The 20411-nt window shown below is 66.9% G+C and carries 17 protein-coding genes and 1 pseudogene; 11 read left to right on the forward strand and 7 right to left on the reverse strand.

What is annotated here, in order from left to right; genetic code table 11:
- Positions 1-107: 107 nt before the first annotated feature.
- Positions 108-602 carry a GNAT family N-acetyltransferase gene (locus tag NQK35_RS05710; RefSeq protein WP_257113413.1) on the forward strand — a complete coding sequence of 165 codons (495 nt, stop codon included), beginning with the start codon at positions 108-110 and terminating at the stop codon, positions 600-602.
- A gap of 696 nt (positions 603-1298) precedes the next feature.
- Here NQK35_RS05710 and NQK35_RS05715 read toward each other — a convergent pair.
- The gene (locus NQK35_RS05715; RefSeq protein WP_257113415.1) at positions 1299-2288 is read right to left on the reverse strand and encodes a malate dehydrogenase; all 990 of its coding nucleotides are present in this window, start codon (positions 2286-2288) and stop codon (positions 1299-1301) included.
- Between the two features lie 201 nt (positions 2289-2489).
- Between NQK35_RS05715 and NQK35_RS05720 the strand changes: the two genes are divergently transcribed.
- Positions 2490-3521: a cation diffusion facilitator family transporter gene (locus NQK35_RS05720; protein ID WP_257113417.1), complete on the forward strand. Its 1032-nt coding sequence runs from the start codon at positions 2490-2492 to the stop codon at positions 3519-3521.
- Between the two features lie 827 nt (positions 3522-4348).
- Here NQK35_RS05720 and NQK35_RS05725 read toward each other — a convergent pair.
- The 4 genes and pseudogenes from NQK35_RS05725 to NQK35_RS05740 form a co-directional block, all read right to left on the reverse strand.
- The gene (locus tag NQK35_RS05725) at positions 4349-6349 is read right to left on the reverse strand and encodes a right-handed parallel beta-helix repeat-containing protein (protein WP_009213309.1); all 2001 of its coding nucleotides are present in this window, start codon (positions 6347-6349) and stop codon (positions 4349-4351) included.
- Positions 6350-6778: 429 nt separating this feature from the next.
- A pseudogene (locus NQK35_RS05730) lies at positions 6779-7009 on the reverse strand (ferredoxin family protein); the annotation flags it as partial.
- A 27-nt stretch (positions 7010-7036) separates the two neighbouring features.
- On the reverse strand, positions 7037-7612 hold the full coding sequence (locus NQK35_RS05735; RefSeq protein ID WP_257113419.1) for a sugar porter family MFS transporter: 576 nt from the start codon (positions 7610-7612) through the stop codon (positions 7037-7039).
- 256 nt (positions 7613-7868) lie between these two features.
- Positions 7869-9176: a protoporphyrinogen/coproporphyrinogen oxidase gene (locus NQK35_RS05740; RefSeq protein WP_257113421.1), complete on the reverse strand. Its 1308-nt coding sequence runs from the start codon at positions 9174-9176 to the stop codon at positions 7869-7871.
- A gap of 175 nt (positions 9177-9351) precedes the next feature.
- Here NQK35_RS05740 and NQK35_RS05745 point away from each other — a divergent pair, with 175 nt between their 5' ends.
- From NQK35_RS05745 to NQK35_RS05760, 4 genes are all read left to right on the forward strand, one after another.
- The gene (locus tag NQK35_RS05745) at positions 9352-9708 is read left to right on the forward strand and encodes a hypothetical protein (RefSeq protein ID WP_257113423.1); all 357 of its coding nucleotides are present in this window, start codon (positions 9352-9354) and stop codon (positions 9706-9708) included.
- A gap of 180 nt (positions 9709-9888) precedes the next feature.
- The gene (locus NQK35_RS05750) at positions 9889-10764 is read left to right on the forward strand and encodes a MerR family transcriptional regulator (protein WP_306456002.1); all 876 of its coding nucleotides are present in this window, start codon (positions 9889-9891) and stop codon (positions 10762-10764) included.
- Positions 10757-11671: an ABC transporter ATP-binding protein gene (locus tag NQK35_RS05755; protein WP_257113427.1), complete on the forward strand. Its 915-nt coding sequence runs from the start codon at positions 10757-10759 to the stop codon at positions 11669-11671. Before NQK35_RS05750 ends, NQK35_RS05755 begins: the two co-directional genes overlap by 8 nt.
- Positions 11668-13269, forward strand: a complete 1602-nt coding sequence (locus NQK35_RS05760; RefSeq protein WP_257113429.1) for an ABC transporter permease — start codon at positions 11668-11670, stop codon at positions 13267-13269. The genes NQK35_RS05755 and NQK35_RS05760 overlap by 4 nt, the downstream gene beginning before the upstream one ends.
- A 26-nt stretch (positions 13270-13295) precedes the next feature.
- On the opposite strand, the gene NQK35_RS05765 is transcribed toward NQK35_RS05760, so the two are convergent.
- Entirely contained in the window at positions 13296-14087 is a 792-nt protein-coding gene (locus NQK35_RS05765) for a YhfC family intramembrane metalloprotease (protein WP_306456025.1), read from the reverse strand.
- Between the two features lie 189 nt (positions 14088-14276).
- Here NQK35_RS05765 and NQK35_RS05770 point away from each other — a divergent pair, with 189 nt between their 5' ends.
- The 5 genes from NQK35_RS05770 to NQK35_RS05790 all read left to right on the forward strand — a co-directional run bounded on the left by NQK35_RS05770 (position 14277) and on the right by NQK35_RS05790 (position 18524).
- Positions 14277-15683 (forward strand): endonuclease/exonuclease/phosphatase family protein, encoded by a 1407-nt coding sequence (locus tag NQK35_RS05770; RefSeq protein WP_257113439.1) that lies wholly within the window; start codon positions 14277-14279, stop codon positions 15681-15683.
- A gap of 269 nt (positions 15684-15952) precedes the next feature.
- The gene (locus tag NQK35_RS05775; protein ID WP_009213297.1) at positions 15953-16258 is read left to right on the forward strand and encodes an AbrB/MazE/SpoVT family DNA-binding domain-containing protein; all 306 of its coding nucleotides are present in this window, start codon (positions 15953-15955) and stop codon (positions 16256-16258) included.
- Between the two features lie 36 nt (positions 16259-16294).
- Positions 16295-17218 carry an ABC transporter ATP-binding protein gene (locus NQK35_RS05780; RefSeq protein WP_048742949.1) on the forward strand — a complete coding sequence of 308 codons (924 nt, stop codon included), beginning with the start codon at positions 16295-16297 and terminating at the stop codon, positions 17216-17218.
- A 3-nt stretch (positions 17219-17221) separates the two neighbouring features.
- A complete protein-coding gene (locus NQK35_RS05785; RefSeq protein WP_257113442.1) occupies positions 17222-17971 on the forward strand; it encodes an ABC transporter permease in 750 nt (249 codons plus the stop codon).
- 4 nt (positions 17972-17975) lie between these two features.
- On the forward strand, positions 17976-18524 hold the full coding sequence (locus tag NQK35_RS05790; protein WP_257113444.1) for a hypothetical protein: 549 nt from the start codon (positions 17976-17978) through the stop codon (positions 18522-18524).
- A 54-nt stretch (positions 18525-18578) separates the two neighbouring features.
- On the opposite strand, the gene pgi is transcribed toward NQK35_RS05790, so the two are convergent.
- Entirely contained in the window at positions 18579-20258 is a 1680-nt protein-coding gene (gene pgi, locus NQK35_RS05795) for a glucose-6-phosphate isomerase (RefSeq protein WP_257113446.1), read from the reverse strand.
- Between the last annotated feature and the right edge of the window lie 153 nt (positions 20259-20411).

Below are 20411 nucleotides of genomic sequence, written 5' to 3' on the forward strand. Positions count from 1 at the left end.
TCGTTTGCGGGAGACGCCACGGCCCGGCGGGGCATCACTATTCCACACCGAACATCGGTCCTTCAGAAAAAGCCATCTCCGCTCGAAGAAGTCCTATCATCGTGCGCATGAGGATTCGCTTCGCCGCCGCCACCGACCTCGATTTCATCGAGAGTGCGTACGCTCATGCCCGCGCATTCATGCGGGCGAACGGGAACGCGACACAGTGGCCCGACGGGTATCGAAGCCGTGCGGATGCACAGGAGGACATCAGGCGCGGGCACTGCTACATCGTCGCGGACGATGACGGGCCGCTCGGCGTCTTCTCCTACGCTCCAGGCCCTGAGCCAACCTACACCCAGATCGACGGCTCATGGCGGTCGGAGGCCAACTACCACGTCATCCACCGCGTCGTTGCCGTGCGCGGGCGGGGCGTCGCGCGCGCGATCTTCTCGTACGCCGCCGAGGGCGCCGACTATCTTCGCTGCGACACGCACGAGGATAACGTCCCCATGCGTCACGCCCTCGCTGCCTTCGGTTTCCGCGAGTGTGGCACGATCACGGTGGCCAACGGGACCACGCGCATCGCCTACGACTGGCTCACGGAAGACGTCTGCGACTGAGCTGACCTGCGACCGCGCGGCAAGGCCGAAGTGTCGGCGCGCTCTCCGACGATGCGGCAGTTGCTGAACCGCTGCGGAGACCACGTCAACGCACTTGACGAATGGCCGCGAGGTCTCCCCGACGCGGCCTGCGGTGCGATGATCCGGACGGGGTCGGCCGCGAACCGGCTGGGGCTTTTTCTACATCTATGAGGCGACACGCCGACGACACGCCGCCGCAAGGACTCTAGATGTAGATATCCCCCCGAGTCACCGCAGCGGCGCACCTCCCGCCTTGCTCTCGGGCGCTCACCCGAATCCCGACAACCACACGTCTGCCGGTATCCGCCACAGCGGACGCAGGCGCGCATTGGCCGCCTTCACAGCCGCGGCGAGAGCCGGCAACCCGCGCCTTCGCCGGTTTCACGGTTGTTTCACGCCACCTAGGGCACAACTCACCGTAGTCGCCACTCCGCGCCCGCCCGACGCCAGCGTTCAGCGTGCCCCGACACGGGCCTCGACGCCACGGGAGGCCGAGCGCACGCGATCGCACCCCAGCACGACGATCCGTGGCGCACGCAATCGCGACGTGATCCGACGAGCGTCATCGCCTATGCCACACGTGATGCACGCGCACCCCGCAACATAAGCGGGCGCGCGCCCGGCCGACTAGCCGGGCGCGCGCCCTTCCCACCAACCACCGCGAGGGCGGTAGCCTCACTTGATGAAGCCGAGCGCCTTGACGGCGTCGTACTCTTCCTGAAGGGCCTTGATGTTGTGGTCGATTCCAACGCGGGTCGCGTCGGAGATCTCCAGGCCGTCAACGACCTGCCACTCGCCGCCATCGGAAGTGACGGGGAAGCCGAAGTTCAGTCCGGCGGGCACGCCGTAGTGCGTGCCATCGCTCATGACACCGGCGGTGACCCACTCACCGGCGGGGGTACCGTGGATCCACGAGTACATGTGGTCGATCGCGGCATTCGCCGCGGAGGCGGCCGAGGAGGCGCCACGCGCCTCAATGATGGCGGCGCCACGCTTGGCGACGGTGGGACGGTAGTAGCTGGACAGCCACTCGTCGTCCACCAGCTCGGTCGCGGGCTTGCCGGCAACGGTCGCGAAGGAGACATCCGGGTACTGGTCGGCGGAGTGGTTACCCCACACGACAACGTCCTTGATGTCGGCGTTCGCGGCGCCGGTCTTGTGGGCGAGCTGGGCGACCGCACGGTTGTGGTCCAGGCGCATCATCGCGGTAAAGCGCGACGCGGGAACGTCCGGAGCGGCGTTCTGGGCAATCGTCGCGTTTGTGTTCGCCGGGTTACCAACAACGAGGACACGCACGTCGTCGGCGGCACCGTCGTTAATGGCCTTGCCCTGGGGACCGAAGATGCCCGCGTTGGCCTCAAGCAGGTCGGCGCGCTCCATGCCCGCGCGGCGAGGCATTGCACCCACCAGGTAGGCGACGTTCGTCCCCTGGAATGCACGGTTCACGTCGTCGAAGATCTCGACGCCAGCCAGAGTCGAGAACGCACAGTCATCGAGCTCCATGGCGGTTCCCTCGGCAGCCTTGACGGCCTGCGGGATCTCCAGCAGGTGCAGCTTGACAGGAACGTCCGGGCCGAACAGCTGGCCGGAAGCAATGCGGAACAGGAGGGCGTAGCCGATGTTGCCGGCTGCGCCAGTGACGGTGACGATACGAGGTTCTGCCATGATGTGGCGCTCCTTTACAGGTCCTGTGGGCACGTGCCCTTCAGTCGCGGGGTTTCCCACGCTCTGCCCCTAGGATACGTCGTCGGTCACAGTGGAACACGGGCATCCAGTCCCAGGAGACCTCACCCAGGCAGTGATCTACGACATATGGAGAGGTTGAGTACCTCGACAACAGACTCTCTCGGTACCTACAGTGGGGGCATGTCCGACGACCGCCCCAGCCCCTCTCCCAGCGCCGGAGCGGCGCAAGAATCGGCCCCCGCCTCGTCCCACGTCGACGAGGCCGTGGCGCACTCCGACGACCATGCGCATTCCCCGAGCGGCGTCCGCGGCGCGCACTCACACGATCATGCCCACTCATCGGCGTCCGCGGCACGCATTGGGTGGGCGCTCGTGGTGACGGGTACGGTCGTCGCGGCCGAGCTGGTCGGCGCCTTCTGGTCAGGGTCCCTGTCGCTGGCGGCGGACGCGGGGCACATGGTCGTGGACGCCTCCGGCCTCGTTATCGCGCTGATCGCCGCACGCCTCATGCGCCGCCCGCGCGACGAGAAGCGCACGTGGGGATGGGCGCGCTCCGAGGTACTGGCCGCGGCGCTACAAGCCGGCATGCTCCTGACAATCAGCGTCATGGTCGCCTGGGAGGGCGCGTGGCGAGTGCTCTCACCACCCGAGGTCGAGGCAGGCCCCATGCTCCTCATAGGCATCGTCGGCCTGGTCGCTAACGTCGCGTCTCTGGCAATCTTGGCGGGTCGACGCGACGCGAACCTCAACATGAAGGCAGCGTTCCTGGAGGTCGCCAATGATGCGCTCGGATCCGTCGCGGTCATCGTCGCGGCCGTCACCGAGTGGGCATTCGGCTGGACACGCGCCGACGCCCTCGCCTCGCTCCTCATTGCTGCGCTCATGGCGCCGCGCGCGCTCGCGCTCCTGCGCAGGTCCCTGGCGATCCTCATGGAGCAAGCACCTGAGAGCGTGGATGTGGGCGAGCTCCGCACACACATGATGGGCACCGAAGGAGTGCTTGATGTGCATGACCTGCACGTGGCCGCCGTGTCCTCACGCCTGGTGACGGTCACCGCGCACGTGACCGTCACGCACGAGGCCGACGGCCCCTGCCGTGACCGTATCGTCCACGAGCTCGGCGAATGCGCTTCACACCACTTCCCCATCAGTCACTCAACGTTCCAGCTCGAATGTCCACAGCACCGCGAACACGAGCACCTGGAACACTAGGGCACAAAACCACCGCGATTGACAGGCGGTCAGCCGTCTTATGGTCGCTCGAATGAACGCTGATATAGGTTTCACTCCGGGCACACTGATTGAGGCGGCCCGGAGCATTCCGGCCTATCGCCGCCCCCCTTCGCAGTCCATCTCCCCCCTGGGAAAAGAGCTCGCACCCCTGTGCCAGGGCGCTAATGGCCCGTACGTAGAGACGCTCTCTCACGCAATGACGAGTTGGAGCAATTCCCTCAGCACCCGCTACGAGGATCCCGGGCCACTATCGGATGCCCTCGTCGGTGTCGAGCAGCCATTTGGCGACTGCGAGACAGCGATCGTCCGGTCTCTAGATCGAGGCAGCGTCAGGTTCGAGCGGAGATGACAGCAGTTCCCCTAGCGGTCGCTTGGGCGCTGTCTTACAAGCCCTATCTGAGCAAGACGCTGGCGGAGGCGCACAATGAGCGGCGAATCGAAACTAGTGTTTCACGAGGCAAACGCCCGTGCAATGGCCGCCCTTTTCTCTGAGAAGGCAGCGCTCGTTGGCAATTTCATTCCCGACGTGAACGACGCAATCGCCAGCGCGGTTAAGGACTGGACGGGCGAGTCACGTGAGGTATGCGATGCCGCACTGAAGCGCTTGGAGGCGCGCGGGGAAGCACTATGTACGTTGCTCACCTCCGCATCCGAAGCAATGACGAAAATTCACGAAGAAGGCAACAAGGCCGAGGTCAAGGCCTTCGCCCATCTCCGCACCGTGGCTTCGCAGCAGCGTCAAGGAGTAAGGGCCCCTGGCGCCACTCGTGGGAGCGGCGCCAGGGGCCCTGCTGGCTGCCCGGAGCTCAGTCGCCCCAGGCGACGTTCACGAGGGCGCCCCTGTTGACGGGAGCATTGGCGTTGAGGTCAAGGGATTCCGCAACCTCGGGGTCGAGTGTGGTGCCCGACTTCTCCAGAGGGCTGCCGGGAGCAGGATGCAGGTCGGAGGCTCCGAACTGGTTCTCCTGGCCGGGCAGGTTCACGAAGAGCTTCTGCTCGGTGCGCGGGGCGACGATGTCTTGCCCGTGTGCCTCGCGTCCCTTGGCCTCGCGCCCCGGCGCCGAGTCCGTGCCCACCTGCGGATGGGATGTGAACTCAGCGAGCGTGGGGGCGTTGAATGCGCCGCTTCCACCGCCATCCTTGGCCCACTCCCAGTGGATGGTGAACCGCTCGGTGTCCTTAGAGGTGCGGTAGTACGTGTTGTAGTCAAGCCCCTGAGCCTCTTCGGGGCCGTACACGGCGGTGCCGTCGCCGTTCACGCCGCCGCTGAAGCGCAGCATGACCGAGTAGCGCCACGGGTCGTCCTTCTTAGAGTTGGTGGACTTCGTCAGCACATTGTTGTAGATCTGGTTGTCGGTGGCGTTCCAGGTCAGGCCGTGTTCGCCCGACCACTTCTCGGGGGCAGTGCATTCTCCGGCCTTGTTGCGTGCGTTGCAGCCGTCGTAGCGCGTGTCCTCACGGATCACCATGGGGGAGAGAGTATCGACGATGGTATTGTTGAAAATCTTGTCGGAGTCGGTGCCCGACAGGACGATTCCCTCGAAGGAATTCTCGACGATGTTCGAGGCGATAATGTTGCCGGAACTCACCTCGTCGAAGATCGCGGACTTCCCAACGTTGATGAAGTGGTTGCCGACGATCTCGGAGTTGATGACGCCCTCGTCGAACCAGACGCCGATGAGGCGACGCGGGCTATCCACGTTGGGATCGTTGTGATTGTAGCCGGCCTCAGAGTAGTCGTGCGTGTTGAAGGCGTAGCGCACGCCATCGACGTGCGTGATCTTTGTGTCGCCGATGGTGCAGAAGGCTCCGCAGTTGTCAACGATGAACCCCGCCTGGTTGTTCATCGACCAGGTGTTGTGCTCGACGGAAATGTCCGAGGATCGGTTGATGCCGAAGCCGACGCCGCCGTTGTGGGTGATCGTGTTGCCCGACACCGTGGAGCCGTCGGCGTTCGTCAGGCCCAGTGCTGTGCCCATCGCCGAGTACTGGAAGGTGTTGTTGGTGACTGAGACGTTCTTCGCGCCAACGAAAAACATGACGCCGCCGGTGAGGGTGCCGATCTCGGGATCCTTGTAATCCCACTGCTGCAGGGGCGAGTACTTCTCGACGGTGAAACCATTGAAGACGGATCCCTCTCCGCCCAGCGTGAGCGAGCGGTGGTGTTGGACGACCTCGACGGTGTGCCCGGAGGGGTTGTCGCCCAGGACGTAGGAGACGCCGGTGTGGGGCTTGACGTTGTATCCCTGGCGGTTATTCTGAGGGTTGACCAGGGTCACGGGGTCGGGGTCGTTGACCCAGAAGGTGCCCGGACCCACCTCGGAGCGATCCGCCACCTGGGTGAGTTCCTTACCGTCAACGAAGACCTGTTCGGGGTAGGCGGCCATGCCCTCGATTGCGGGGTTCGCGTTCACGGTGCTCACGTGCGAGAAACGGACGAAGTCGCTGCGAGCTGAGGAGTAGGTGCCGTCACCGTTGTCGTTCCAGTCCGTGACGATGTCCGCGCCGTTGAGTGAGACCTGCTGCCCTTTCCCGGCGGTGATCGTGAGCTTCTTGGATGTGGAGAGTTCGCCTTCACGGTAGGTGCCCGAGGCAACTTCGACAGTCGCTCCTGAGGGCGCTGCTTTCAGTGCTGCTCCCAGCGTGGCGAACGGGCGCTCTGCGCTGCCGTCGTTGGTGTCTGAGCCGGAGGCTTGGGAAACGTGGATCGTAGTGACCGGGGCGGCGAGCGCCGGGACGGCGATAAGTCCCGCCGATACGAGCGCGAGGGCGCCCACGGCTCCGATTGTCCTGTTGAGATAGCGCATGAATTCACTTTCTGGGTATCCGGTGTTCACGAACCAACACAAACCGAATGGTAAAAGTTGGTCACCCAGTACGATACCCCCTCTTGTCGCGTAAGCCAAGCCGGTAAGGATTCTGTCTGTCGTAACGGTCAACCGCTCGGCGCTGGTTGGGTTCCCAGCGAGGTTTACCTTGTTGGACGGTGCGGGCCACATTGCCTGCTCAAGCCGCGGTCGCTGTCCCTTGCCACTTCGTTTGACGACTGTGTCTCGCCGCGGCGTGACTCAGTGGGTCAGATGCTCGCGTTCGCGGTGCTGTGGGCATTCGAGCTGGAACGTTGAGTGTGCGATGGGTTCGCGGTGGCATGCATACTCGCCCCTCGTGCTCAGGGTCGCGCCCAGGCGACGGCGATGCCTCGTCAAGACCTCCCTACGCTCCCCGACCTCGTCCCCGGACACGGCGAGACAGGTCCCGCACTCTAGGCACGCCGCGTACTCGACACCAACCGTGCCATCGGCTTCAACCGAGTACACCTTCGCCGGGCAAATCCGCTCCAACAAGGCGTCGGCGCCAGTGGCGCGAGCGAGTTCCTGATTAACCTTGATGTGCGATTCTTCCTCATCCAGGTTGTAGGTGTTCCCGGCCAGTCGGGCCGGGACACTCTCGATGACGAATGATGCCATTGCTCGTCCTCCTTTTAGAAAACCTCGTCACAGGGCGCGGATGCCCGCGAGGACATCGCCGATGGTCTGAGGCCCGTAGGTGTACAGGGCGAACATGGGAATGGCCTGGCACAGCCAGATGACTCCGATGAACACGAATCGGCGCAGATAGACTCCCCGCAGGACCTTGCGCACTGAGGTCGGCGCCGCTTCTTCGGACTTGGGCAGGCGAACGTTTGCCCCCAGGGTTTCGTGGACGATACGCTGCGCTTCCTCGGTTCGTCCCTTGGAGACAAGCCAGCGCGGTGACTCCGGGATGTTCCACCTGCCGAGGAGGATAAGGATGCAGGGGACAGCCGAGGAAGCGAGCATGTATCGCCAGCCGTGAGCGGTGTTGATGAGCGCGAAGCCGACCAGAGCGGCGACATTGGCGCCGAGGTACCAGGCAGCGGCGATGACCCCCATGGCCTCGGCGCGGTACTTGCGCGGCGAAAACTCCGCGATCATCGACGTCGCAATCGGGTAGTCGGCGCCCACGGCGACGCCGACCAGGAACCGTAGGATGACGAGCATCGGCGGGGCGTGGACAAAGGCGCACAGGACCGACAGGACGGCGATCACCACCAGGTCGATGACGGGTTCGTTGGAAGCACAGCTTGCCTTCCTTGACCTCCCACAGTCGGGTCGTCAGGGTGCTTCCCGGGTGCACCGGGGAGGTAATGCGGGTCTTAATGCGGGTAACGCGCTCGGGTTCGCCGGGGACGAATGCGTTGATGGCGTGACACATGTCACCGCGCGACGCAGTAGACGGATTCCCCGATCACGCACGGAGACCGCGGTACGCGAGACGGCACACGACAGCGTCTTCCCCGCGCGCCTCTCAGTCGCGCCCGCCCGACACCCGGACGCAGTTCGCCGCCCATAGGCCCGTCAAGGCCGCCGAGTCCGACCACGGGAACGCCAGGTAGTCGCCCGCCAGAATGACCGGGCCCCTGTGCTCAACGCGATAGCGGCGAACCCTGCCGACTCGCCCGACCCGGCAGGTCGGCATCGCGGCGGGAATCCTCACGACGCGGCTCGCCTCCCCATCAACGGCGTCTTCCACAGTCGGCGCGAGCTCGCACAGCGCCGCAACCGCTCGCGTCACCACATCGGCGTCTGGCTCTCCCTGGGAGATCAAACGCTCCGCCGCCTCCCCATCGAACATCACGGTCACGGCATCTGCGCCCGGCGCCGCGTGCCCGGCGCGGCTCGCCACACACAGCGCGGCAATGGGGCCAGCCTGACTCGGCGACGCCAGCAAACCGTATGCACCGCCCAACTCGCGTTCCGTCAGGCGACGACGGCACGCGAGGACGACCAGGAGCCCCGAGCTATAGGGGGTCGACAGCAACTGGGTTTCGAGCGGGGACGGATCCGCCACGAGCGAAGCGGCCGCGGGTGCGGGAACGGCCAAGACGATCCGATCCCCCTCAACCACCGTCCCGTTGGCGAGGACCAACGCGCCGCCGGTCCTGTCGCGTTCGACACGCACAACAGGAGCCTCGTAGTGGATCGACAGTCCCGCGGCCAACGCCCGAGGTATCGCCTCGAGCCCGGGATCTGCGGTGAGCGTCGTGAACGGGCGCGAGCCGTAGGACACCATGGCCAGCGCCGCCGACGCCGACGTCTGCGCAAGGTCCTGAAAGTAGTATCCCCGAAACGACGAGCCGATGACAGCGTTCGTGAAGGCCCGCCCAAATCGCCCGGAGCACCACGCATCGGCGGGCACGTCAATGTCGGCCCACTGGGCCGGGTCAGCCGGATTGGCCTTCGCCAGGCGCGGAAACTGGCGGGCCAGCTGCCATCCCGCCTGGGCGGCTTCGTGCCAGCCCATCACGCCCGCTCGCACCATCGCGAATCCGTTGGGGACGTAGGTCACAGCCTGCGAGTCGACGATGATTCCTGCGCGCGCACGAATCGGGCGGAGCGCAACGCCGAGGCGCTCAGCCATGCGCGGGATGACACGGTAGGTGGAGGACAGGAAGTTAGCGCCGACCTCGACCCGACAATCGGCGACCGTTGCGGTCTCCATGCGTCCGCCCGCGCGCCCGCTCGCCTCGTAGACCTCGACGTCCTGGCCCCACCCGGCCAGCGCATCCGCACACGCGAGTCCCGAAATCCCAGCGCCGACGATCAAGGTTCTCATGACGCCATACTAGCGACTCACGCGAGCATTCCGTGAACGTCTAGGTTCTTGTGGTGGTTGCGGCGATTCTTGGTGAAGAAGTTCGTGGACGCCTCCCCTGCGCGCTGACGCCGGCGCCCCCCTCGTTCCACCCTCGGAGCAACAGGCACTGGCGGCGCTGCCCTCGATCGGTCGGATGCCGATTCTCCAGGGGATCATCCTATTTGTCGGTCTTGTCGCGGCACACGTGAGCGCCAGCCTTGTTAAAGCGCTCCTCGCCGGACCTCTCGGCCCCGCGTTAGCCGCCACCATCGGGTACGTGCTCGCCAGCGCGATCGCCGTTTGTTTCTATCTTCTCGCCGTACGCCTCGTCGGGGCCAGGCAGGCGAGCGATTTCGAAGGGCCGGGGTGGTTGCGGGAACTTATCTCAGGCGTAGTCCTCGGAACGCTCCTCATGGGCGTCGCCGTCGCCTGGGCGTTCGGCGCCTACACGGTGATCGGGTTCAACCCGCATTCGCAGGCCGGGCGGCTCCGGCGAGATCGCGGCCTGTAACGGGGGCGGCGCGCCGACGACGAGTTCTCAAACCTCCTGGGCCGCGAGGACGCGACCTCATGCGCCGGGTCCAACCTGACGCACCGAGTTATCCTCGCGCCCCTCCTGGGAGATGCCAGCGACCAGCCTGGTTCCATCACCCACATTCCCCTTGACAGCGACGCCGCGTCACAGTGTTCGATGGTACCTATGAGAGTCAAAGTGATGGCCGACCTGGCGGGGACCACGACGCGGACGGTGCGCTACTACCACCGCCTGGGGCTGCTCCCTGTGCCCCCACTCGTCGCGGGGCGCCGCGACTACGGGATTGAGCACCTGGCCCGCCTGCTGCGCATCCGGTGGCTGGCCGAGTCCGGGATCCCCCTGGCGAAGATCGCCCAGATGCTGCCCGACGAGCCCTCCCAGGGGCGCAGCGCCATCGAGGCGGACCTGCTCGCCACGCGGGCGCAGATCGACGCGCGCATCGAGGTCCTGCACCACCAGCGGGCCCGCATCGACGAGCTCGTAGCCAGGGTGCGCTCCGGCGAGGCCCTCTCGCCCCTGCCCGTCGTCCTCGAGCGCTTCTACGATCGCATCGAGGGCCTCGTTGAGGACCCGGCCACGCTGCCCATCGTCCACACGGACCGGCGCATGGTCCTGGCGCTGGCGATCTCGGGCCTCATCCCGGCCTCGCTGGGCCCGTTCATCGAGGGGCTCAGCGACGAGGACCACCGAGCGGTGGTCCGCATGTTAACCAGGTTCGCCACACTCGACCGCAGCCGCTACCCCGGCGCCTACGGCGACGAGGAGAGGGAGCGCGTCATCGAGGAGCTCGAGGAGGCCGAGTGGGCCGTCCTCGAGCGCAACAGGTCGACCGCCCTCGCGTTGCTGCGCGACCTGCCCAGTGGCGGGCCCGGGCACCTGCTGTGGAAGCGGGTGGCCCGGCTCTCCAAAATCGGCTACCCCGAGCCCGATCAGAGGCGCGTCATCGACGACCTGGTCCGCCGCCTGCAGGCGGACCCGGAGTTCGGGCCCGTGCTCGAAGAGAAAACAGGAAAGGAATGGAGCATTGTCTGATCTCATCGAGGCCGAGGGCCTCATCAAGAGTTTCGGGAAGGTCAAGGCCCTGGACGGCCTCGACCTTGGTGTCGGGAAAGGCCAGATCCACGGCTTCCTGGGCCCCAACGGCGCGGGGAAGTCCACGACGATCCGCGTCCTGCTGGGCATGTACCACACCGACGGCGGCCGCGCCCGCGTCCTGGGGATGGACCCCACCCGCGAAGCCTCCGCCATCAACCGCCGCCTCGCCTACGTGCCCGGCTCGGTGAGCCTGTGGCCCAACCTCACGGGCGGGCAGGTGCTCGACACCCTGGCGGGCCTGCGCGGCTCGCGCGACCGCGCCCGCGAGGAGGAGCTCACCGAGCGCTTCGACCTGGACCTCACCAAGAAAGTGCGGACCTACTCCAAGGGCAACGCGCAGAAGGTGGCGCTCGTGGCCGCCCTGTCCGCGCCCGTGGACCTGCTCATCCTCGACGAGCCGACCTCGGGCCTGGACCCCCTCATGGAGCGCGTCTTCACCGACGTGGTCCGCGAGGCCGCCGACGGTGGCGCCACCGTCCTGCTGTCCAGCCACATCCTGGCCGAGGTCCAGGACCTGTGCTCACACGTGACGATCATCAAGGACGGGCGCACCGTGGAGAGCGGCGACCTGTCGTATCTGCGCTCCCTGGCCGAGACCGCCATCCGCATCGGCGTCGGGAAGTCGGACGCGCGGCACCACCGCCTCGTCGAGGCCCTGGCCGGGCTCGGCGCCCCCGTCCGCCCCACCGGCACCCGCGTGGAGACGCACGTCCCCTCCTCCCTGGTGCCCGCCGTCCTGGGCGCGGTCGCGAACCTGGGGGTCGACGACGTGCAGGTGGAGCCCGCCAGCCTGGAGGACCTGTTCATGAGCCACTACTCGGGGGACCAGGGGGCGCGGTCATGAGCGCGCTCACGGGAGTCCGGCGGTGCCTGGGACTGGCGACGCGCCGCTACAGGTGGCAGGCACTCGCGTGGATGGTGCCGCTGTGGCTGTTCCTACTGGGCCACCCCATCGCCCTGCAGCGCACCTACCCCTCCTTGGAGGTGCGCACGGCGATCCTGGCCCAGATGCGCGAAGCGCTGGGCGTGCGCCTGCTCTTCGGCCCCGTCCCCGACACCGGCGGCGTGGGGGAGTTCGCCAGTTGGGAGGACGGCGGGTACCTGCTGTGGTTCGTCGCGATCATGGCGATCATGCTCACGACTGCACTGGCCCGGCGCGATGAGCAGGACGGGCACGTCGAGGTCGTCCTCGGGGCGGGCGCGGGCCGCTGGGCGCCCTTCGCTTCGGCGACCGCGTGGGCGCTGGGCGCGATGGCGCTCACGGGCGCGGGGCTGGCGGCCTCGCTGATCGGCGTGGACGCCGTCGTGGGCGAGACGCCCCTGCGCGGGGCCCTCGTGTTCGGCGGCGTGGCCATCGCCCAGGGATGGGCTTTCGCGGGTGTTGCTCTGGTGGCCTCGCAGTTGGTTCGCGACGCCTCGGCGGCCCGGGGGCTGTGTTTCACGGTCTTCGGGGCGGCCTTCGCCGTCCGCGTCGTGGCCGACGAGACGGGGGCCGCGTGGCTGCGGTGGCTGAGCCCCCTGGCCTGGCGGGATATCGCCGAGCCCTTCGGGGCGGAGCGCGTGTGGGCGTTCGCCGTCTTCGTGGGGATCGTGGCCGCGCTGGTGGCGCTGGCGGGGCTGCTCCACTCCCGCCGGGAGTTGCTGGGGGCGGTGCTGGCCGACCGCTCCGTGTCCGTCAGGCGGTGGCGCGTGCGCGGCCCCCTGGGCCTGACCGCGCGCCTGGGCGTTCGGCGCCTGGCGGCCTGGGCCTTCGCCCTGGTGCTCACGGGCGCGCTCTTCGGCGCGATGTCGGGCGATCTGTCCGACCTGATCGCCAACAACCCCGCCAGCGCAGCCTACATGGACAAGATGGCTCCCGAGATGCGGCCCGTCGTCCAGTACACCACGTTGTTCACGGTTCTGATGGTGGCCCTGGTCGCCACCGCGGTCGTCCAGCGGGTGCTCGGCCTGGCCGCGTCTGAGGAGCGGGGGCTGTCCGAGGCGGTGCTGGCCTGCGGGGTCCCGCGCACGCGCGCGCTCATAGCGGCCGTGGCCGACGCCATCGGCACGGGAGTGGTCCTGCTCGTCGTGTCAGGCGCCGTACTGGCGGTCGCCATGGCCACTCAGGTGAGCGAGGACCACGCTCCCGCCCGCGCGCTCGTCTCCACACTCACCCAACTGCCGGGGGTCGTGGCGGCGGCGGGAATCGCCGCGTTGCTGGTGGGCGCAGCGCCCCGGTGGCGGTCCCTGGCGTGGGCGGTCATCGCGTGGAGTTCCTTCGCGCGCTTCTTCGGGGGCCTCATCGACATGCCGAAGTGGGCGCAGGATCTCAGCGTCCTGGGGCACGTGGCCGATCCGTGGGGGACGACCCACTGGCTGCCCATGGCCGTCCAGCTTGGGGTTGGCATCGCGTGCTGCGCTGGCGGCCTGATCGCCTACCGCGTGCGCGACATTCCCGCGTGAGCGCTCGTGTCCCGCCCGCCGCTCGCTCACGATGCCTGTGCGCCCCCGCGAGCGAGCGGCGCCTTGGTGGACACGTAGACTCGCCTGACCGCCAGCGCGAGGATGACGGTGACGATCAGCGCCCATCCCTGCGCCACGAACACGCTCACCGCCCCGCTCTGATACAGGGCCGCCCCAGCGTCCGCGAGGGCGTGGGCGAGGACAGCCCCGAGGATCCACCAGCGGCGGATCCGCCCCGTGAACGCCATCCAGACCAGGACCGACAGGGTGATGTGCAAGACGATGGCGATGGCGCGTTCGCCGATGCCCAGCAGGTAGAGGGGGGCCGGGGTGTTGATGAGTGAGTCGAACTGGCGGGCGACGACGTCACGCTGGGCATCGGGCAAGCCGGCGAGGAACGCCTCGCTGGCCCCCGCGTTGATGATGCTCACCGAGGTCACGAGGCTGGAGACCATCCCCACTCCCACGAGCAGCATTGCCTCGATGCCTCCGTGTCCAATGCCCGCTCCGAGGGCGCGCCCGACGTCGTCGGGGCGCCGATCGCTTGCTCGTAGCACGGCGAAGCCACACACCCGCCCGAGCTCCTCGAATACTCCGGCCGTGAGCGCCCCGTAGAGGGTGTATAGGGCGGGATTACTGCGCAGGCTTGGGACGGCCGCGAATACAAGCGAGTGCGTTCCTCCCTCGAGGAGGAGAGCAAACACGACGAACACGAGCGCGCCGACGGCGGCGGACCACAGGGAGAAGCGCCACCTGCGCCGCGCAACGACGAGGATGACGATCGGCAGGACGAGCGTGGCCAGAGCGCTGACGCCCATGCACGCCAGGGACGGTGTTGAAACCATGGAAGCCTCGATTCGTTGGTCGGGAAGGGGAGCCGACGAGCGCCCGTACGGTTGAGGATACTCCCGGTCCCCGCCCACCCGTACCACATCCTTGTTTGTTGCCCTCCCGGGGATCTACCATCTGTTGTACCCATCCCAACGGTGTTGAAGGAGATTACGGCGATGAAGCCCCTCTCGGTCGCCACAGCGGCCTGCCTCCCCCTTGCTCTATGCCTACTACCGGCTGCCCCCGCGCTCGCCGATCCCGCGCGGTCGGCGACAACCGATGCCCTCACGGTGGCCACGTTCAACGCCAGCCTCAACCGAGACTCTCCGGGTCAGCTTCTCGACGACCTTGCCACGTCAGGCAATACCCAGGCGTCCAACGTCGCAGAAACCATCCAACGCGTGAATCCGGACATCATTTTGATCAACGAGTTCGACTACGACGCGAATTCGGCGGCTATTGACCTCTTTCGCACGAACTACCTCGAAGTCCCGCACAACGGCGCCCAGCCCGTCACCTACCCCTACTCGTGGGCAGGTTCGGTGAACACGGGAGTCCCCAGCGGCTTCGACCTGGACGGGGACGGAAGCACCTCGGGCCCCTCCGACGCCTGGGGTTTCGGCAAGTTCCCGGGTCAATACGGTTTCGTCGTCTACTCGAAATACCCGATTAAGACCGACCAGATCCGCACGTTCCAAAACTTCTTGTGGAAGGACATGCCGGGCGCCCTCCTTCCGACCAACGCCGACGGCTCGGGCTGGTACTCCGACGAGATACTCCAGCGCTTCCCCCTCTCGTCTAAGACGCACGCCGACCTGCCGGTCGATGTCGACGGCACGACCGTCCACGTTCTCGCCGCTCACCCGACCCCGCCCTCGTTTGACGGACCCGAGCAGCGCAATAAGAAACGCAACTTCGACGAGATCCGCGTGTGGTCCGACTACGTAGCGAACCGGGCCGACTACCTCTACGACGACAAGGGCGTCAAGGGCGGCCTGTCCACCGATGCGAACTTCGTCATTCTGGGCGACTACAACTCCGATCCACTGGACGGCGATTCGTACCCGGGAGCCATCGACCAGCTCCTGACCAGCCCCCGAATCGTCGACACGATGCCGACCTCGCAGGGCGGGCCCAGCGAGGCGAAGCTCCAGGGTGGGGCCAACCTGAAGCACAAGACGGATCCGAAGTACGACACAGGCGACTTCAACGACGATCCGCGGCCGGGCAATCTGCGCATCGATTACGTGCTGCCGAACACGGGCACGCAGGTCGACGAGGCGCAGGTCTTTTGGCCAACCCGCGACGACGAGCTGTTCCGTCTCACCGGCCTCCATCCCTTCCCGACCTCCGACCACCGCATGGTCTGGACAAAGCTGCGCTTCCCGGCAGCAGAGCCACCGGCACCGGAACAGCCAAACCCCGGTGATCAAGGGCAGGCGGGCCCCTCGGGAGCAGGCAAGTCCGGCAAACTGGCGAATTCGGGCACGCATGTCGGCCTTCTCGGCATGATCGCCCTCACGGCGGGCCTGGGCGGCGTTCTCCTCATCGCCCAGCGTCGCGCGCGTCGTCGCCGGGCGTAGCCGCGATCACTCAACGCCTCGGGGCGGGTCAATCAGACCCGCCCCGAGGCGTTTCGCATGCGACACGGAATTCCTCGCGTGTCAGCCCGCCAACTGGCCGCCTCCCGCAGATGCATCTGTGCGTCCACAGCGGCATCGCACCCATAGCCCGGACACAAGATGAGGGACGGGTCACATGCCGTTCCGGGCGTAAGTACATCCGAAGAGGCATATAATACATATATACATGTTTTGCATGTTATGTTGGATTTAGCAGAGAGGCTGGCACTATGACACCACGAAACCCCGCACACATCGGCCCCGGCGGGCGCGGCTTCTTCGGAACCGTCACCGTGGGCACGCGAGGACAGATCTCCATTCCCGCGCAGGCACGCAAGTCCCTCGGCCTAGAGCCCGGCGACCAGCTGGTCGTACTCACCGACCCCGCCCAAGGACTCGCCCTGATCCCCCTGTCCCTGCTGCTCGCCCAGCACGCCGACACCAACCCCATCGCAGCCCTCGTGCGCACCACCATGGCAGGCGACACACCCCCCGAGGCGGACAGCGGTCCCACAGGAGCAACCCCCGCCTCGTAGACCCAACACCACCCCACTGCACCACCAGGAGTAGAAATGACCACCCCAGCTATTAGCGCAGCGGATGTCACCAAGCGCTACGGCGACCTCACCGCCGTGGACGGCGTGTCACTGGAGGTCTCCCCCGGCGAGATCTTCGGGATCATCGGCCCCAACGGCGCAGGAAAGACCACCTTCATGGAATGCCTTGAGGGCCTGCGCCTGCCCGACAGCGGCGAAATCGACGTACTCGGGGAAGACCCCTCCCACCCCACCAAGCGGTGGCGCGAACGCATCGGCGTCCAGCTGCAGACAGCAGCCCTGCCGCCCAAGATCACCGTCAACGAGGCGCTCGCCCTCTTCGCGTCCATGTACTCCGACCCCGCCGACCCCGCCGCACTGCTCCACGAGCTCGGCATCGCCTCCAAAGGGCGCTCCTACGTGGACAAGCTCTCGGGCGGACAGCGCCAGAGGGTCTTCATCGCACTCGCCCTGCTGGGCAAGCCCGAACTGGTCTTCCTCGACGAGCTCACCACCGCGCTCGACCCCCAGGCGCGCCTGGCCATGTGGGACGTGGTGCGCTCCATCCGACAGGGCGGGGCCACAGTGGTCATGACCACCCACTACATGGAGGAGGCCGAGGCCCTGTGCGACCGGGTCGCCGTCATCGACGCGGGCCGCCTCATCGCGCTCGACACGGTCCCGGGCCTCATCGGCTCCCTCGGGAAGGGGACCAAGGTCCAGCTGCGCACCTCCCGCACGATCCAGCCCAGCGCGCTCGACGGCGTCGAGGGCATCAGCGACGTGGCGGTCGCCGGCACCGCCGTGTCGATGCTGTGGGCCGGCTCGGGGATCCCCCAGACCGCCGTCTCCGCCATCGAGGCCACCGGCGCCACCGTATCCAACATCCGCACCAGCTCCCCCGGCCTGGAGGACGTGTTCCTCGCCCTCACCGGCCGCGACATGCGTCAGGAGGCATGAGCCATGCGCACCTTCGTCCAACTCTGCCGCGTCACCGCGATGCGCGTGCTCCGCGAACCCGTCACCGTCATCTTCATGATCCTCTTCGCCCCCGCGTTCATCGGGTGCATGGGCCTCATCTTCGGCAACAACCCGGCGCCCGAGTTCGGCGGCAAGGGATTCCTCGAGGCGAACTTCACGGCCTTCCCGGGCATCGTCATCGCGATCACAGCGCTCATCATCGTCCCCGTGGACCTGGTGACCCAGCGGGGCGCGGGCGTCCTGCGGCGGTTCCGCGCCACCCCGCTCAACCCCGCGCTCTACCTGGCCGCCGACGTCGTCTCCCGGATGGTCCTGGGCCTGGTGTCCTTCGCGGCCATGTACGCGATCGCTGCCCTCGGCTTCGGGGTGCGGCCCGCCTCGGCCGGGGCCTTCGTATCTTCCCTGGTCGCGACGATGCTGGGGCTGGCCGCCTTCCTGGCGCCGGGCTACCTGATCGCCGGGCGCTTCCGCAACGTGGGTGCGGCCCAGGGGCTGGGGAACATCCTCATGTATCCGCTGATCTTCACCTCCGGTGCAGCGGTGCCCCTGGCGATGCTGCCCCCCGGGGTCCTCTCGGTCGCGAAGTACTCGCCGATGACGCAGCTCACCTACCTGACGCGGGGTCTCTGGGTGGGCGATGGGTGGGCAGAGCACTGGGTGGCAGCGCTTGTTCTCGTCGTCTTCGGCGCCGTCTGCGCCGTCGCGGCGGCGCGTTTCTTCCGCTGGGAGTGAGGCCATGGGTTCTCAGGTGCCCCACGGCCATTCGACGGGTCGCCCGCCCCAGCGCTGGGCGCGCGTCGCCTGCTGGACGGCCTTCATCAGTGCCCTCTTGCCCGTGGCGTGGAGGATCGGGATGCTCTCCGGCGCGGACCTCGGTTTCTCCCAGGCAGATTTCTTCCGTTCCAACGCCTCGGCCACGGGCTACGTCCTGGGGCTCGAGGCCATCCAGGTCCTCGCTGGAACCCTGTGCCTCGGCCTCATCTACCCCTGGGGCGAGCGCGTTCCCCAATGGTGTCCCCTTCTCGGCGGAAGACAGATCCCCACGTTCTTGCCCCTCGTGCTCGGAGGGATCGGAAACGCCCTGCTCTACCGCATCAGCGCCACCCTGATCATCAGGTTCGGCTCCATCTGGCTGGGCCTTGCCGACGGCTCGACCCCCGCGGACGGCATGAACGGCTGGCAGGTGGCCATCCTGGTCGCGGCCTACGCCCCGATGCTGCTCCTGTGGGCTCCCGCCCTCACGATCGGCCTGATCGGCTACTGGCGTCGGCGCACAACCCGATAACACAGTGGGGGCCGCGCCTACCGGCGCGGCCCCCACGTCTAAGAGCAGGCGAGACTACTTCGTGCGGTGCGCTCGGTAGTACTTGATGAGAGCGCGAGTCGACTGATCCTGCGCGTCCAGGGCCTCGGACGAGCCCTCGATGGCAGGCAGGATCTGCTTGGCCAGAACCTTGCCCAGCTCCACGCCCCACTGGTCGAAGGAGTCAATGCCCCACACAGCGCCCTCCACGAAGGTGATGTGCTCGTACAGGGCGATCAGCTGTCCCAGAACAGAGGGGGTCAAGGCGGGCGCCATGATCGAGGTAGTGGGCCTATTTCCCGTGAAGACACGGGCGGAGACAATTGCCTCGGGCGTCCCCTCCGCGCGCACCTCCTCGCTCGTCTTACCGAAGGCCAGCGCCTTCGTCTGGGCGAAGAAGTTCGACAGGAACAGCTCGTGCATGTCGGCGTCACCATCGCCCAGCGCCCACGTCGGGTTCGTGAAGGCGATGAAGTCGGCGGGGACCATGCGGGTGCCCTGGTGGATCAGCTGGTAGAAGGCATGCTGGCCGTTCGTTCCAGGCTCGCCCCAGAACACCTCGCCGGTCTCATACGTGACGGGGCTACCGTCGCGGCGCACCGACTTGCCGTTGGATTCCATGGTGAGCTGCTGCAGGTACGCGGGGAAGCGGTGCAGGTACTGGGAGTAGGGCAGGACCGCGTGCGTGTCGGCGCCCAGGAAGTTCGAGTACCACACGTTGAGCATCCCCATGAGCAGGGGGACGTTCTTCTCGGGCGGCGCCTCGACGAAGTGGCGGTCCATCTTGTGGAAGCCGTCCAGGAAGTCGGCGAAGCCCTCGGGGCCGATGGCGATGGCCAGCGACGTGCCGACGGCGGAGTCCACGGAGTAGCGTCCGCCCACCCAGTTCCAGAAGCCGAAGGCGTTGGCCGGGTCGATGCCGAAGGCGGCGACCTTGTCCAGGGCGGTGGACACGGCCACGAAGTGCTTCGCGATCGCGTCCTGCTCGGAAGCGGCATCGGTGACGATGCCGCGCTCGCGCAGAGCATCCAGGAGCCAGGCGCGCACGACCTTCGCGTTCGTGATGGTCTCCAGGGTGGTGAAGGTCTTGGAGGCAACGATGACGAGGGTCGTCTCGGGATCGAGGTCCTTCGTGGTCTCGCCGGCGTCGGTGGGGTCGATATTCGAGATGAAGCGGCACTCCAGGCCCGCCTGCACGTAGGGTTTGAGGGCCTCGTAGGCCATGACGGGGCCGAGGTCGGAGCCGCCGATGCCGACGTTGACGACGGTCTTGACGGGCTTGCCCGTCACGCCCTTCCATTCCCCGCTGCGCACGCGACGTGCAAAGGCGTAGATCTTATCGAGTTCGGCGTGGACGTCTGCGACCGCGTCTTGTCCGTCCACGGACAGGGAATCGGTGGCCGGGCGACGCAGGGCGGTGTGCAGGACGGCTCGATCCTCCGTGACGTTGATGTGTTCACCCGCGAACATGCGGTCACGCAGATCGAGGACGCCGGTCTGCTCAGCGAGCGCGAGGAGGTGTCCCACCAGCGTGGGGCACACGAGGTTCTTCGACAGGTCAACGTGCAGGTCGGCCGCATCGAAGGTGAATGCCTGCGTGCGCGTGGGGTCGTCCGCGAATAGCTTGCGCAGGTCGGGATCAAAGGTTTCGGCCAGCTGATCGAGCGTGTCCCACGCGGGGGTCATCGTCGGATCGATCACGGGGATATCACTCATGGGGTCTCCTGAGAGTCGAGGAACGTTCGCTCCTATTTTAGCGACGCTGAGCCCCGCGGTCACCCCCGGTTTTCCCTCCCCGATCGGTGAGGCCGCGTCCCCCCTCAGAAAACGGGGATCCGCGGCCTCACCACCGGGCGCATGCGCCCACGC

Source organism: Schaalia odontolytica, assembly GCF_024584435.1.
Taxonomy (GTDB): Bacteria; Actinomycetota; Actinomycetes; order Actinomycetales; family Actinomycetaceae; genus Pauljensenia.

Excerpts from the sequence above, each read along its gene's own strand:
- NQK35_RS05710 (WP_257113413.1), top strand. The coding sequence starts at position 108 with ATGAGGATTCGCTTCGCCGCCGCCACCGACCTCGATTTCATCGAGAGT.
- NQK35_RS05715 (WP_257113415.1), bottom strand. The coding sequence starts at position 2,288 with ATGGCAGAACCTCGTATCGTCACCGTCACTGGCGCAGCCGGCAACATC.
- NQK35_RS05720 (WP_257113417.1), top strand. The coding sequence starts at position 2,490 with ATGTCCGACGACCGCCCCAGCCCCTCTCCCAGCGCCGGAGCGGCGCAA.
- NQK35_RS05725 (WP_009213309.1), bottom strand. The coding sequence starts at position 6,349 with ATGCGCTATCTCAACAGGACAATCGGAGCCGTGGGCGCCCTCGCGCTC.
- NQK35_RS05740 (WP_257113421.1), bottom strand. The coding sequence starts at position 9,176 with ATGAGAACCTTGATCGTCGGCGCTGGGATTTCGGGACTCGCGTGTGCG.
- NQK35_RS05745 (WP_257113423.1), top strand. The coding sequence starts at position 9,352 with ATGCCGATTCTCCAGGGGATCATCCTATTTGTCGGTCTTGTCGCGGCA.
- NQK35_RS05750 (WP_306456002.1), top strand. The coding sequence starts at position 9,889 with ATGGTACCTATGAGAGTCAAAGTGATGGCCGACCTGGCGGGGACCACG.
- NQK35_RS05760 (WP_257113429.1), top strand. The coding sequence starts at position 11,668 with ATGAGCGCGCTCACGGGAGTCCGGCGGTGCCTGGGACTGGCGACGCGC.
- NQK35_RS05765 (WP_306456025.1), bottom strand. The coding sequence starts at position 14,087 with ATGGGCGTCAGCGCTCTGGCCACGCTCGTCCTGCCGATCGTCATCCTC.
- NQK35_RS05770 (WP_257113439.1), top strand. The coding sequence starts at position 14,277 with ATGAAGCCCCTCTCGGTCGCCACAGCGGCCTGCCTCCCCCTTGCTCTA.
- NQK35_RS05775 (WP_009213297.1), top strand. The coding sequence starts at position 15,953 with ATGACACCACGAAACCCCGCACACATCGGCCCCGGCGGGCGCGGCTTC.
- NQK35_RS05780 (WP_048742949.1), top strand. The coding sequence starts at position 16,295 with ATGACCACCCCAGCTATTAGCGCAGCGGATGTCACCAAGCGCTACGGC.
- NQK35_RS05785 (WP_257113442.1), top strand. The coding sequence starts at position 17,222 with ATGCGCACCTTCGTCCAACTCTGCCGCGTCACCGCGATGCGCGTGCTC.
- NQK35_RS05790 (WP_257113444.1), top strand. The coding sequence starts at position 17,976 with ATGGGTTCTCAGGTGCCCCACGGCCATTCGACGGGTCGCCCGCCCCAG.
- pgi (WP_257113446.1), bottom strand. The coding sequence starts at position 20,258 with ATGAGTGATATCCCCGTGATCGATCCGACGATGACCCCCGCGTGGGAC.